This is a genomic window from Streptosporangium sp. NPDC049078 (genome assembly GCF_040648855.1).
GTDB lineage: Bacteria > Actinomycetota > Actinomycetes > Streptosporangiales > Streptosporangiaceae > Streptosporangium.
Genome location: NZ_JBEZEL010000018.1, coordinates 51,673 through 65,458 on the forward strand (window position 1 = coordinate 51,673; position 13,786 = coordinate 65,458).

11 protein-coding genes are annotated in these 13,786 nt (G+C 71.0%); 5 read left to right on the forward strand and 6 right to left on the reverse strand.

The genetic code is table 11. The features are described from left to right. Positions 1-155: 155 nt before the first annotated feature. Positions 156-986, forward strand: a complete 831-nt coding sequence (locus tag AB0B90_RS28840; RefSeq protein WP_350947363.1) for an ABC transporter permease — start codon at positions 156-158, stop codon at positions 984-986. 177 nt (positions 987-1,163) lie between these two features. Further along, on the forward strand, positions 1,164-1,460 hold the full coding sequence (locus AB0B90_RS28845; RefSeq protein WP_350947364.1) for a hypothetical protein: 297 nt from the start codon (positions 1,164-1,166) through the stop codon (positions 1,458-1,460). Here AB0B90_RS28845 and AB0B90_RS28850 read toward each other — a convergent pair. Next, positions 1,408-3,426 (reverse strand): phosphatidylglycerol lysyltransferase domain-containing protein, encoded by a 2,019-nt coding sequence (locus AB0B90_RS28850; protein WP_362925792.1) that lies wholly within the window; start codon positions 3,424-3,426, stop codon positions 1,408-1,410. The genes AB0B90_RS28845 and AB0B90_RS28850 overlap by 53 nt on opposite strands. A 277-nt stretch (positions 3,427-3,703) precedes the next feature. On the opposite strand from AB0B90_RS28850, the gene AB0B90_RS28855 reads away from it, so the two are divergent. Next, the gene (locus tag AB0B90_RS28855) at positions 3,704-4,690 is read left to right on the forward strand and encodes a hypothetical protein (protein ID WP_362925793.1); all 987 of its coding nucleotides are present in this window, start codon (positions 3,704-3,706) and stop codon (positions 4,688-4,690) included. A gap of 151 nt (positions 4,691-4,841) precedes the next feature. On the opposite strand, the gene AB0B90_RS28860 is transcribed toward AB0B90_RS28855, so the two are convergent. Beyond that, the gene (locus AB0B90_RS28860; RefSeq protein WP_350947367.1) at positions 4,842-5,162 is read right to left on the reverse strand and encodes a co-chaperone GroES; all 321 of its coding nucleotides are present in this window, start codon (positions 5,160-5,162) and stop codon (positions 4,842-4,844) included. Between the two features lie 152 nt (positions 5,163-5,314). On the opposite strand from AB0B90_RS28860, the gene AB0B90_RS28865 reads away from it, so the two are divergent. Continuing rightward, positions 5,315-6,967, forward strand: a complete 1,653-nt coding sequence (locus tag AB0B90_RS28865) for a DUF885 domain-containing protein (protein WP_362925794.1) — start codon at positions 5,315-5,317, stop codon at positions 6,965-6,967. A 9-nt stretch (positions 6,968-6,976) separates the two neighbouring features. On the opposite strand, the gene AB0B90_RS28870 is transcribed toward AB0B90_RS28865, so the two are convergent. The 3 genes from AB0B90_RS28870 to AB0B90_RS28880 all read right to left on the reverse strand — a co-directional run bounded on the left by AB0B90_RS28870 (position 6,977) and on the right by AB0B90_RS28880 (position 9,986). Further along, positions 6,977-7,771, reverse strand: coding sequence for an ABC transporter ATP-binding protein (locus tag AB0B90_RS28870; RefSeq protein WP_350947369.1), 795 nt, complete (start codon positions 7,769-7,771; stop codon positions 6,977-6,979). Further along, entirely contained in the window at positions 7,768-8,829 is a 1,062-nt protein-coding gene (locus tag AB0B90_RS28875) for an iron chelate uptake ABC transporter family permease subunit (RefSeq protein ID WP_362925795.1), read from the reverse strand. Before AB0B90_RS28875 ends, AB0B90_RS28870 begins: the two co-directional genes overlap by 4 nt. A 71-nt stretch (positions 8,830-8,900) precedes the next feature. Further along, a complete protein-coding gene (locus AB0B90_RS28880) occupies positions 8,901-9,986 on the reverse strand; it encodes an iron chelate uptake ABC transporter family permease subunit (protein WP_350947371.1) in 1,086 nt (361 codons plus the stop codon). Positions 9,987-10,073: 87 nt separating this feature from the next. Here AB0B90_RS28880 and AB0B90_RS28885 point away from each other — a divergent pair, with 87 nt between their 5' ends. Further along, positions 10,074-11,093, forward strand: coding sequence for an ABC transporter substrate-binding protein (locus AB0B90_RS28885; RefSeq protein WP_350947372.1), 1,020 nt, complete (start codon positions 10,074-10,076; stop codon positions 11,091-11,093). Positions 11,094-11,125: 32 nt separating this feature from the next. Here the strand turns inward: AB0B90_RS28885 and AB0B90_RS28890 are convergent, their stop codons facing one another. Then, a complete protein-coding gene (locus AB0B90_RS28890) occupies positions 11,126-13,522 on the reverse strand; it encodes a helicase-associated domain-containing protein (protein WP_350947373.1) in 2,397 nt (798 codons plus the stop codon). Positions 13,523-13,786: the final 264 nt, after the last annotated feature.

A 13,786-nucleotide genomic window follows, 5' to 3' on the forward strand; every position in this document is an offset into this window, starting at 1 on the left:
CTCTCCCGCGAAAGGGACCGGACGGACATCGCCGCCGTGCGCTCCGGCGCGGGCGGTCACCGTTCCCGGTGGGCCCCCGCCGAGTACGACGATCCCCGATGCGGAGGCATCCGCGTGAGTACCACGATTCCGACCCCCGATGCGGAGGCATCCACGTGAGCACGACGACCCCGACCACGCCCGCCGCCTCCCCGCTCGCCCGGTTCGGCTGGGCGCTGGCCGACTCCTGGACCATCACCCTGCGCGACCTGAGCCACTGGGGCCGTCGCCCGGGAACGGTCGCCGTCGGATGGCTCTTCCCGGTCCTGATGGTGCTGATGTTCGGCGGCCTGTTCGGCGGCGCCATCGGCGTCCCCGGCGGGGGCGGCTACTTCGACTTCCTGATCCCCGGCATGTTCGCGATGACGATGCTCTTCGGCCTGGAGAGCACGATGACGGCGGTCACCACCGACGCGGCCAAGGGCGTGACCGACAGGTTCCGTTCGATGCCGATGAGCGCCTCGGCGGTCGTGATGGGCCGCGGGATCGCCGACATGCTCAACTCGGTCGTCGGGCTGGCCGTCATGATCGGGGCCGGACTGCTGCTCGGCTGGCGCGCCGGGGGAGGGGTGCCCGACGCGCTGGCCGCCGTGGGACTGCTCCTGCTGCTGCGCTTCGCCCTGATCTGGGTGGGTATCTACATCGGCCTCGTCGCGGGAGGACCGGAGGTGGTGACGTCGGTGCAGATCCTGGTCTGGCCGGTCGGCTTCCTGTCCAGCGTGTTCGTCGACCCCGCCACCATGCCCGGCTGGCTCGGCGCGATCGCGGAGTGGAACCCGCTCTCGGCCACCGCGACGGCCGCGAGACGGCTCTTCGACAACCCCGGCTGGGCGGGGGAGTCGTGGATCGTGCAGAACGCCACGCTCATGGCGGTGCTCTGGCCGCTGCTGCTGATCGCCGTCTTCCTGCCGTTGTCGGCGCGCAGGTTCCGCCGGCTCGGCGGCTGACGGGGCCGGTATCCGAGGCTGTCAGGTCTTTCGGCCGGGGAAAGTCCTGTTTCTTTATGGATGACAACATTTGCCACCGGGAGAAGATGCTCCGCGTTTTACATCGCCGCTCCGCGTTTTACATCGCGGTGACGGAATCCGTCGAGGACTGTAACTGACCGTAGTGAACCTGAGGGCATGAGTGAGACGGAACGGGAACGATCCGCCTCGGGGTGGACGCTCAACAGGGAACTGCTCAACGTCGGCGCGATCATCGTCGCCGCCGGTATAGCCCACCTCGTCATGGGGCTGATAGGGCACGAGAAGTACGGACCGTTCATGCTCGTGCTGCTCGGCGGGGTGCTCGTCGCGGCAGGGCTCGGTCATCGGTTCTACGAGCACCGGCGCCATCACGTTCCCGCGGTCATGGAGGTTCCCATGGTCATGGAGATGGAGTGCGTGAGGTGCGGGGAGGCGCCGGGCGGAGGGGCCTGACGCGGCGAAAGGCGATCCTGGGAAGGCGGAGGGAGACGAAGGCCTCCGCCTGGAGCGCCGACAGGCCGATCCGCGGAAGGTCCCGCGCCGAGGGATAGACGAGGAATCGGGGTTTCCACAGCGGCTGGAACTTCGCGTTGAACCTGTACAGCGACTCGATCTGGAACCACCTGGACAGGAAGACCAGGACGCCGTACCAGAGACGGAGGATCGGGCCCGCACCCAGCCGCTCGCCCCTGGCGAGCGCGGCGCGGAACATCGCGAAATTGAGCGAGACCACGCTCACACCGAGGGCCGGGGCCGCCTGCAGGGCCTTGACGATGAGCAGGTCGTTGAGGCCCGGGTCGGCGTCGTGGTCACGGCGCATCAGGTCGAGGGAGATGCCGTGCTCCCCCCAGGGGACGAAGTGCAGGACGGCGCGGATGTCCTCACCCGCCTCTCTCCCGTCCTTCGCGGCATCCTTACCGTGCGCGTCGCCCGCGCCGGTCATGCGGCTCGCGCCGCCTTTGCCGCCCGCGCCGGTGGTGCCGCTCGCACCGTTCACCTCGTCCTGGCCGCCCCTGTCGCCGTCCCCGGTCTCCGCGCCGCCTGCGCCGTCCGGGCCGTACTCGCGATCCCCGGAATCCCCGGAATCCCCGGAATCCCCGGAATCCCCGGAATCACCGCTCTTCGCGGTGTTTCCTGAGCCCTCGGTGCCATCGGGGAGCCTGTGCGCCGTGACGACGACGCATTCGGCGTCGGCGGGGTCACCGAAGCGGCCGAGGGCCATGGAGAAGCCCCGCTCGGTGTCCGTGCCGCGCCAGAAGTCGGCGGCGTGCCGGATCCGGTCCTTCTCCGCCTCGGTGAGGTCTCCGACCCGCCGTACGAGACAGGTGTAGCCCGCGCGCTCCACCCGCTTCACCATCTGCCGGACGTTGCGCATCGCCCTGCCCTCGAGGGTGAAGCCGGCGACGTCGACGATCGCCTCGTCACCGATCTCCAGGGCGGACAGGCGGCCCTCCCTCGTCCAGATCTCGCCGCCCGTCTCGCTGCAACCGATCACGGCGGGCACCCAGGCGTGCCGTTCCGCCTCCTCCATGAACCGCCTGATCGCGCCCGGCCACGCCTCGACGTCCCCGATGGGATCGCCGCTGGCGAGCATGACCCCCGAGACCACCCGGTAGGCGATCACCGCCTTGCCCGTCGGGGAGAACACGACGCTCTTGTCGCGGCGCAGCGCGAAGTAGCCCAGCGAGTCGCGGGCGCCGTGTCCGGCGAGCAGCGCACGGACCGCGGCCTCCTGCTCGGGGCCCAGTTCGGCGACGGGCCTCTCCGGCCGCAGCGCGAGGTAGAGGGTCGTCACCGCGGTGAGCGCGCCGAGACCGAGGAGTGAGAAGTAGACCAGGTCGGCGGTCCGCTCCGAGGAGTATCCGACCGGGCCCTCCACCCCGACGAGGCCGAGCAGCACGTGCTGGAGCCGCTCTCCGGCGCTGGGATCACCGATGATCGTCCGGGGGTGGGCGTTGACCACGACCCAGCCGATGACGATGTCCAGGGCGCCCAGGGCGAGGAGGTTCCACAGCGCCCGCCGGCGGGTCCGGGGGTCGGAGAGGGCGTAGAACTCGCGCTGTCTGACCACGAGCAGGGCGACGACCAGCGTGCTGAGGAGGGCGGTGAAGGGGCGGTGCGAGTGCAGGAACTCGGTGAGAACGCTCAGTGGCAGGAGCACCATCACCGCCTGCCAGGCCCTTCTCTTCCTGCGCCGGAGACCGTGGGCGAGCATGACGATGAGGATGCCCAGGACGAGCGAGGCGGCCTGGGCGAGAGAGGTGAACGTCCCCGGCAGGAGTCCGGTGAGCTCGCCGACCCGGCTTCTCCTGAACGAGGGCAGCACGGCCCTGAGGATGTCCAGGACGCCGATCGCCATCGCCGCGTAACCGGCCGCGGTGGGCACCCAGGAGTGGGGCGCACATGACCGATCCCTCATGGGAGGACATTAATCGGCGATACGGCCGCTAACTCCATGACATGGCTCATCGTGGCCGAATCCAGCCCACTTCGTCCGGGTGACTTTGCGTTGCCCGCTCGCGTTTTCGGTTCGTCGCTCGCGCGTGTCCTCGATTTTCCGTCTCACGCGCTTCCAGTGTCTCCTCACCCCGCTCACCCTCTCCCACACCTCTTCTAACCGATTCGTTCTAGATCACGATCTTGAGGGCTTTCCGGCTTAGGATGCCGCCGTGTCCGTGACTCCTGGGATTTACAGAGTGGTTGGAAGCCTGGCGCTTCTGGTCTCGGTGCTCGTGCCGGTTCCGGCGGCCGCACACGCCGCCGAGCCGGCCGCCGCCGCACCCGCCGCCGCGCCTCTCGCCGCGCCTCTCGCCGGGCCTCTCGCCGCGCCCGTCGACATCGTGCTGCCCGGCACCCGGGTCACCGTCAGGGAGGATTCCAAGGACGCGCTCAGAGTGACCTCCTACTCCTTCGGCAAGATGACCTACCTGCGAAGGGGCGCCGGATTCACCCGGCAGGCCGCCTACCAGGAGATCACGGTCGCGCCGAAGGCGACCAAGGCCCTCGCGGTGCCCGTCTCCTACCAGGAGGGCTACGACTCGGTCGTCCTGCTCGACCTCGCGGCCTCCAAGAGCACCAGGATCCGCACGGTGAAGAAGCCGCTCGTCGCGCACTACGTCCACTGGAACCGCAGGGGCGACAAGGCGGTGCTGACCGTCGAGAGAAAGAGCGGATCCGCGTGGGTGACCTCCGGCTTCGTGGTCGTCGACACGGTGGCGAAGACCGCCAAGAGCGTGACCGTGGCCAATGTCGACAAGGCCGCGAGGTTCCGCTGGAGCTCCGACGGTCTCGATGTCGTGGCCGAGTACGCGGGGGGCACCCGCTTCTACGGGCAGGACGGCGCGATCCGCCGCACCCTGGCCAAGACCGGCAGGCCCGCCGGTGGGGAGGACGCCTTCACCCCTTCGGGGCGGAGCCTGATGACCTGGTGCCCCTCCAGTTACACCGAGCACGTCTGCGTCTGGGACCGCACCTCGGGCAAGCTCGTGAACAAGGTGCCGGGCATCAAGCCGAAGGCCCTGTGGGGCTGGTGGGACGAGACGCACTTCATCGCGGTCGTTCCCTCCTCGGGCCACTACCAGGTGGTCCTGTCCACGCTGAAGGGCAAGGTGACGCGGGTCCTGGCGGCCTTCTCCGCCGACGACTGGTCCAACAAGCTCTATCTCGGCTACACCCGGCGGTGACCGGCGGCGGGTGAGACGCCCGCGCGCGGGTGCGGTGCGCGGGCGGTACCGCCGGAGGCGCGGGCCGTGTCATCGGGGTCACCGGAGACCTCGGAGGGCCGGGGAGGCGGGTGCCGTCGACGGCGCGGGCCGGTGTCGCCGGAGACGGCCGTCAGAGATACAGGCCGGTACCGTTGTCGGTCTGCGGGGTGGCGATGGCGTGCAGGTCGCGCTCGCGCATCACCAGGTAGACCTGGCCGTGGACCTCGACCTCGTACTGCTCCTCGGGGTTGAACAGGACCTTGTCGCCGACCTTCACCGCGCGGACGTTCTGGCCCGCGCCGCAGACCTCACCCCAGACGAGGCGGTTGGCCATCTTCACCGTCGCGGGGATGACGATTCCGGCCGTGCTGCGGCGTTCCTCGGACTCCTGCTCGATCTTGACCATGACACGGTCGTGGAGCATCTGGATCTCGAATTTCGGGTCACCCACGAGACGAGTTTATGGGAATCGCGGGGGCGTGCTCGCTCGTCCGCGAACTCCGGTCCACCCGAGGCCCACATGTCCGGGTGATTCGGGCCGCGGGAGAGCCGGCGGGCGGCAAGACCGGTGACGAGATCATCGGCCCAGTAGGATCCGGCGTTATGACGTCTCCTGAGCTCGTGAGCGGCTTTCTCGACTGGTATCTGGCGGCGAATCCCTCCTACGCCGCCCTCGCGGGCGCGCAGGGGTACGACAGGACTCTCGGTGACTTCACCGAGTCCGGAATCCTCGCCAGGGAGCGTGAGACGCGCCGATGGCTGGAGCGCCTTCAGCGGGTCCGGGCTCCCGGGAGCCCCGGAGCTCCCGCGGGCCCGGAGAGGCGGGAAAGGTCCGAGAGCTTCGAGGACGAGATCGACCGGGAGCTGGTCATGTCCATGCTGCGCGGCGAGATCGCGTACGAGACGTGGCCCCTCTGGCGGCGCGATCCTTCCGCCTACGTGGGGCCGATCTTCTCCTCGATGTTCGGGCCGTTCCTGCAGCGGCTGTCCCCCGAGGCCGAACTGGTGGACGCGGCCGTCGCGCGGCTGGCCGAGGTGCCGGACGTCATCGCCGCCTGCCGGGCGAATCTCGATCCCGCCCTGGCGGCTCCGCTGCTGGTCCAGCGAGGGCTGGGCCAGTCGCGGACCGCCCGGCGCTTCCTCACCGAGACGGTCCCCGGCCAGGTCGCCGACGAGGCCCTGCGCGCCCGGCTGGCGGCCGCGGCCGAACCCGCGGCGGCGGCCTTCGACGAGCTGGTGGGGTTCCTCGAAGGTTTCCGGGCGACCGGCACCTGGCGGATGGGGGAGGAGCTCTACTCCACCCTGCTGCGTGAGCGGGAGATGCTCGGCTACGGCGCCGGCGAGCTGCGCGACCGGGGACAGGCCGCCTACGACGAGCTGGACGCGCGGATGCGCGAGGTCGCGGCGAGGCTGGACGGCGGTTCCGGTGACTGGCACGCGGTCATCGCCGAACTCCAGGACGACCACGCGCCGACGCTGGAGGACATGCGGGCCGAGTACGAGGCCGAGACGGAGCGGGCCAGGAGGTTCGTCCGCGAGCGCGGCCTGGTGACCTTCGCGCGGGGCGAGGAGTGCAGGGTCGTCCCGTCGCCGGAGTTTCAGCGGCCCATCGTCGCCGTCGCCTCCTACATGTCGCCCCCGCCCCTGTCGACCTCCAGGATCGGGCACTTCTTCGTCCCGTACACCCCCGCGTCCTTCACCGAGGAACAGATCCGTCAGCGGCTGCGTACCAACGCCAGGGCGCAGATGCCCTCCATCGCCGTCCACGAGGCATATCCCGGCCACCACTGGCACCTGTCGTGGGTGGCGGACAACCCCCGGCGGGCCCGCAGGCTGTTTCGCACCCCGTACTTCGCCGAGGGCTGGGGCCTGTACGTCGAGAAGCTCATGCACGAGCAGGGGTACTTCACCACCCCGGCCCAGGAGCTCGCCCACCTCGACTTCAGGCTCTTCCGCGCGGCCCGCATCGTCGTCGACACCTCGCTGCACTGCGGCGACATGACGATCGAGCAGGCGGAGGAGTACATGACCACGAGATCGTCGCTCACCCCCGGCACGGCGAAGGGGGAGGTCGACCGCTACTGCGCGTGGCCCACCCAGGCGCCCTCCTACCTCACCGGCGCCCTGGAGATCGACCGCATCCGCGACGACTACCTGGCCGCGGGCCGCGGCGACCTGCGCGCCTTCCACGACACGCTGGCCGGTTCGGGCGGGCTCCCCCTCGGACTGGCCCGCCGGGTCGCGCTGGAGGGATGAGCGAGGGGCTCAGGCGCGGGCGGGGGCGCGGCGGCGGGTCTCGGGGACGATCAGCGGGGTGCCGCTCTGCGGATCCTCGATGATCTCGCAGCGCAGTTCGAAGACCTGCTCCACCAGCGCGGCCGTGATGATCGAGGAGGGGTCGCCCTCGGCGACGATCCGGCCGTCGCGCATCACGATCAGGTGGGTGGCGTAGCGGCAGGCCTGGTTCAGGTCGTGCAGTACGGCGACGAGGGTCCTGCCCCGCTCGTGCAGGTCGGCACAGAGGTCGAGCACCTCGATCTGGTGGGCGATGTCCAGGAAGGTCGTCGGCTCGTCGAGCAGCAGGATCGGCGTCTCCTGGGCGAGCGCCATCGCGAGCCAGACCCGCTGGCGCTGGCCGCCGGAGAGCTCGTCCACGCAGCGCTCCGCCAGTTCGGTCACGTCGGTGGACTCCATCGCCGCCGCCACCGCGACCTCGTCCTCGCGGGACCACTGCCGCATCAGCCGCTGGTGCGGGTAGCGGCCCCTGCCCACCAGGTCGGCGACCGTGATGCCGTCGGGCACGATCGAGCTCTGCGGCAGCAGGCCCAGCCTGCGCGCCACCTCCTTGGACGGCAGCGAGGTGATCGCGGCCCCGTCCAGGTGGACCGTCCCCGCGCGGGGTTTGAGCATGCGGGCCAGGGCGCGCAGCATGGTGGACTTGCCGCACGCGTTGGGGCCGATGATCACGGTGAACGACCCGTCGGGGATCGTGACGTTCAGGTCGCTGGCCACCACGCGCTTGTCGTAGGAGAGCGTCAGGTCGGTGCCGTACAGTCTCAACGTCGTTCCCTCCGGAGTAGAAACACCAGGTATATCCCGCCGATCGCGGCGGTCATGATCCCGACCGGTAGCTGCACCGGCGCGAAGACGCGCTGTGCGGCCAGGTCGGCGCCGACCAGCAGGGTGGCGCCGGTCAGCGCCGAGGTGAGCAGGGTGACGCCGGGGGAGCGGGTGATCCGGCGGGCCAGTTGCGGCGCGGCCATCGCCACGAAGATCACGGGTCCGGCGGCGGCGACGGCGACCCCGCACAGCAGCACCGCGACGGCGATCGCCGTCGCGCGTACCGGCTCGACGCGGATGCCCGCGGCCTTGGCCGCGTCGTCGCCCATCTCCATCATCCGCAGCGGGCGAGACAGGAGAGCGCAGACGGGCAGGAGCACCGCCAGCGCGTACGCGACCGGGATCGCGTGCTCCCAGCCGCGTCCGCCGAGGCTGCCGGTGATCCACGCTCCCGCGGTGGCGGCGTCGTTGATGTCGGCGCGGGTGAGCATGTACCAGTCGGCGGAGACCAGCAGCGCGCCGATCCCGATGCCGACCAGGATCAGCCGGTAGCCCTGCACCCCGCGCCGGTAGGCGAGGGCGTAGACCACCAGTGCGGACAGGACGCACCCGGCGAGGGAGGCTCCGGCGATCTGCCAGGCGGTGCCGCCCAGGATGACGGCGGCGATGCCCCCGGTGGAGGCTCCGGCGGTGAAGCCGATGAAGTCGGGGCTGCCGAGCGGGTTGCGGGTGAGGCTCTGCAGGATGGCGCCGCTCAGCCCGAACGCGGCGCCGACCAGCAGGCCGGTCACCACACGCGGCGCCCGCAGGCGGCTCACGATGAGTTCGGCGACCGGAGGCCCCTCACCGAACAGGGCGGCCACGATGTCGGGGATGGGAACGGTGAACTCGCCGGTGGACAGCGCGACGAGGCTGACGGCCAGTCCCAGGAGGGCGACGGCGGCCCCGGCGGCGAGGCCGCGCGGTGGGAGCCGCAGCGACCAGGAACCCAGGCGCAGGGCGGCGGGTGTCCGCGGTGAGCCGTTCGCGAGGTGGGAGGTCTCCGTGGCGGGTGCCATCCGTGAGGTGACTCTCAGGAGAGGGTTCGTGCGGCGGGCCTTCGGGGTGTCCGTCCGCCGTGAGGTGATCTTCATAGCGCGGCGAGCCTCCGGCGGCGGGCGAGCAGGATGAACACCGGGGCGCCGACGACCGCGCACATGATGCCCACCTGCACCTCACCGGGGGCGGCGACGACCCGGCCGAGGATGTCGGAGCCGAGCAGCACCACGGGGGCGAGCACGAGGGTGTAGGGCAGGACCCAGCGTTGGTCGGGGCCGGTGAGGGCGCGCACCGCGTGCGGCACGGCCAGGCCCACGAACCAGAGCGGTCCGGTGGCGGCGGTGGCGGCTCCGCACAGCAGGGTGACGGCGATCGCGGTGAGCCCGCGCGTGCGGGCCATGTTCACGCCGAGCGCGCGTCCCGCCTCGTCGCCGAGCGCGAGGGCGTTGAGCGGTTTGGCGAGCAGCAGTCCGAGCACCAGCCCGGCCGCGAGGAACGGGGCGAGCCGTATCGCGACGTCGCCGCTCACCCCGGCCAGTGAGCCGGTGAGCCAGAACCGCATCCGGTCGAAGGTCGCGTTGTCGCTCCGCAGGATCGCCGACGCGGCCGCGTTGAAGACCATGCCCAGTGCGACACCGGCGAGTGTGAGCCGTACCGGCCCGCCTCCCGAGCGCCCGGCGGAGCCGAGCGCGTAGGCGAGTGCGGCGGCGGCGGCCGCACCGGCGAACGCGAACCAGACGTAGAGGGAGGGGTCGCCCACCCCGAGCAGTCCGATCGCGACCGTCACCCCGAACATGGCGCCCTGGTTGACGCCGAGCAGTCCGGGGTCGGCGAGCGGATTGCGGGTGAGGCTCTGCATCAGCGCCCCGGCCAGGCCGAGTGCCGCGCCCACGCCGATGCCGATCAGGGTCCTCGGTACGCGAAGTTCCCTGATGACCGTGTGGTCCGGGGACCCGTCGGGCGCGAGCAGCGCGTCCAGGACCGTGGACAGCGGGATCGAGCGCGATCCCACCGCGATACCGACCATCGCGAGCAGCACCAGCACGGCCAGTCCCGCCAGCAGCCCGGCCACGAGCGTCACCGGGCGCCTGCTCGGCCCTCCCGCTCGCCCGGGACGCGGCCCGTCCGGTTTCCCGGGCGTCTCGGACGCGGCCGTGGTCACACCGGCCCTGCTCACCAGGTACCCCTCTTCTTCGGTAATGCTTAGGCAAGGCTAATCTAACGTAGGAGTCAATTTAGGTAAGCCTATCCATTGGAGTGAGAAATGTCCCGACCTGTCCTGCCTCGGCGGGGATTCATGGCCGCGGGCCTCGGTCTCGTGTTCGTCCTGGCCGCCTGCGGGAGCGGAACGGAGACGACCGCGGCGACGGGCGGCCCGTCGGCCGCGACCTCCCCCTCGGCGGGTCCCTGGACCTTCACCGACGACCGAGGCAAGAAGATCGATGTGCCCGGCCGCCCGGCCCGGGTCGTCGCCCAGGTCGGCGCCGCCGCGGCGCTGTGGGACTTCGGCGTCCGGCCGATCGCCGTCTTCGGGCCGCACCGGCTCAAGGACGGCACGAAGGATCCCCAGGTCGGTGCTGTCGACATCACCAAGGTCGAGTCCCTCGGCAACGTGTGGGACGAGTTCAACGTCGAGAAGTACATCTCCCTGCAACCGGACCTGCTGGTCAGCGGCATGTACGCCAAGGACGCCCTCTGGTACGTGCCGGAGAAGTCCGCCGCCACCATCGAGCAGGTCGCCCCCACCCTCGGCGTCAGCCAGATGGACATGTCGGTACCCAAGATCATTGAGAGGTACGGGCAGGTCGCCGCCGCCCTCGGCGCGGATCTCGACGCCCCCGAGGTTGCCGAGGCCAAGGCCAGGTTCGACGCCGCCTCCGCCGCGATCGTCACCCCGGAGAACAAGGGCCTGAAGATCATGGTCATGGCGGGCGGGCCGGAGGCGATGTGGGTGGCCAACCCCGAGGCGCACGCGGACGTGCGCTACTTCAAGGAGCTCGGCCTGGACGTCGTGGTGCCGGAGAAGGTCGACGAAGGCGGCTACTGGCAGACCCTGAGCTGGGAGAACGCCGACACCTACCGGGCGGACGTGATCCTGGTGGACGCCCGCTCCCAGTCGATGCGGCCCGAGGAGATGAAGAAGAAGCCGACCTTCGCCGGGCTGCCCGCGGTCAAGGCGGGACAGGTCTACCAGTGGCACGCCGAGGAGCGCTACAGCTACCAGGGCTACGCCGACGTGCTGGAGCGGCTCAACGCCGACCTCGCCAAGGCGAAGAAGCTGTAGTCGGCACGCCCTCGCGAACCGACTCGTTCGGATCAGGCGTAGGTGCCGCGAACCTCCACGATGTCGGCCAGCGGGAACTCCAGGTAGTCGCCCGCCTCCTCGCACCACGCGTCGAGCACGCCGCTGCGCAGCTCGCCGTGGCTGATGGTGGCGGTCAGGCCGTCGGTCAGCGTGATCGCCGCCCGTACGCCACGGTCGACGACGAAGCCGAGCAGCGACTGCTGGGCGGTCGGCAGCCGGGAGGCCATGCGGCCGATGACCGCCCACGTCCTGCCGACGGACTGGGACGCCTCGCCCTCGGCGACGAGCAGGCGCTGGGCGTGCTCGCGCGGATCGGGAGGCGGTTCCACCAGCGGGTAAGAAGGCTGCTCCAACTCGGCCACCCTGCCCCCGGGAAGCAGGATGAGCCGCCCGTTCCGCGGCTCCTCGACGCGGGCCCTGCGGATGGTGATCTCACCGGTGTCCTCGATCGGCACCGGCGCGTAACCGTTCTCCCTCAGCGCCGCGAGGGTCTTGTCGGCGGGCTGCGAGCTGGCCAGCACGGTCGGGGCGAGCAGCCGCAGGCCCAACCGGCCCAGTCGCCGGTGCCCGGCGATCTCGGCGAGCAGCACCGGATCGGAGGCCTGCACGATGCAGGCGACCGTGGTCACGGTGACCTCGCCGTGCCGCCTGGCCACGTCGTGGACGAGGTAGTCGAGGGGCTGCGGCACCGCGCCCACCTCCGCCAGGTCCGCCAGCAGGCCCTCGGCGGTGTAACCGGAGTCCATGGCGCGGCGCACGCTGGCCGGGGTGAACCGCCACACCGAGGCCGCGCCTCGCGACTCGCGTTCGGCGGCCCGGTCGAGCAGTTCGGCGAGCTCACCGGCGGGCGGGCCGGTCACCACTGCGGTGAGATCGGCGCCGAAGAGGGCGCTGCGCCGCACACTGGCGAGCGCCCTGGTGGAGCACTCGACCAGTACGGGGTCGTTCTCCACGATGGGCGCCGAGTCGTCGATCTCGTCGCCGGGAAAGGCGTCGAGACCGGCCATCGCCCGGCCGAGATCGGTGATCGTGTCGAGGGCGACCAGCCCGAGCACGCGGGCCTCCTCCAGCACGGCGGGGGCGCACTCGGCGAGCAGCGCCCGGTCCAGCAGCGGCGCGTGCCAGTGCGCGGACCTGACCAGCCCCGACAGGTCGGTGCAGGCGGTGTTGGCGGGCAGCCGGGCCAGCACGCCGAGCAGCGCCCGCCGGGCGCGGGCGACCATGGCCCCCGCCGGGTCGTCGCCGAGCACCGTGCCGTACTTGCCGTCGATCTTCCGCAGCGACGAACGCTCCATCCGCCACCACGCCGACAGCAGCACCCGGAGCCTGGCGGCGGCGTCGTCCAGCCGCCAGCGGTCGAACTTCTCCGTGGGCACCAGCCCTCCGGCGGGCTCGTCCCAGGCGAGCAGCCGGGCCACCGCGCACACCTCGAGCAGCAACCGGGTCTCGTCCTCGTCGCAGCCGGTGTCCTTGGCCACCCGCCGGACCTCGCGCACCCCGACCCCGCCCGCCTTGAGCAGCGGCAGCGGGAACTTCGCGGTGTTCTCCAACATGGCGGCACAGCGCTCCACCACGTGCGGTGCGGCGAGCGTCATCAGGTGGTCGACGGCCTCGGGGTCGACGGGAATGGTGGCGAGGTCGGGCGGGAGGGGGGTGAAGGGAGGGTGATAGTCGGGGCCGCGCAGCGCGAGCGCCACCTCACGAGGCATCTCGGCCATGTTCCAGCTGGGCCGGAAGAGCAGGCCGTGGTCGGCCGCCCACTTCTCGGGAGATCCGGGCACCACGAACCTGCCGCCGTCCACGTCGCGGACCGGGCCGTCCCAGGCGAACTCCTCCAGCAGCCCTCTCGTGCCGTCCGGGGCCTTCTCCAGCAGTGCGATCACCCGCTCCGGATCGGAGAGGATCTCGGTCACCCTGGTGACCGTGCGCCGCTTGGGGCCCTGCGGAAGGCCGAGGGCCCTGGCCAGTCCGCGCAACGCGTCGGCGCTGACCGTCCAGGAGTTCAGGTAGTGGGGAATCGGGTCGCCGAGCCCGCAGGGCGCCGTCCACCACCGGGCGACCCCCTCGGCCACGCGGATGCGGCCCTCGGCGTCCGGCCACGCCAACGCGTGGTCGAACAGCAGGTCGAGCCAGGGGGCCACCTCGGCCTCGGGCACGCCCATGAACCGGGCCACCGTGTCAGGCCCGGCCTGCTCGCCGAGGGCGAGCGAGGCCTGCGCCACCTCCAGTGAGGGCAGCGGCAGGCCGCGCATGACCTCCATCACCGCGAAACCGTTGCCCAGCCGCTGCGCCAGGGTGTCCAGGCGGCGTGGCCACGGTGGGGCGATGGCGTCCAGCCGGTTGGCCAGAACTCGGGCGAGCCGTTCTTCGTCGAGGGTTTTCAACCAGCCGAGCAGGTGATCGTCCATCTCGCAGTTCTCTCAGGAATCTCGCGCGGGGACTCTCCGTGAGCCATAAACATCCACGGTAATGCAGAGGGCATCTCTGACGGCATCTACCGCGCAGAATGCGATGCGTTATAAAACTCTCCACCCGGATCTGACCGGTCCCGGGGCCGCGAGACGGGAGAGGTGGCGGCCCCGGGACCGGTCGGCGCCTGTGAGAAGGGAAGAGGCGGCGCCGTCCGGGAGGGTCGGTAGAGGCTCGGGGGAGCGGAGAAGGTCGTCGGAGCC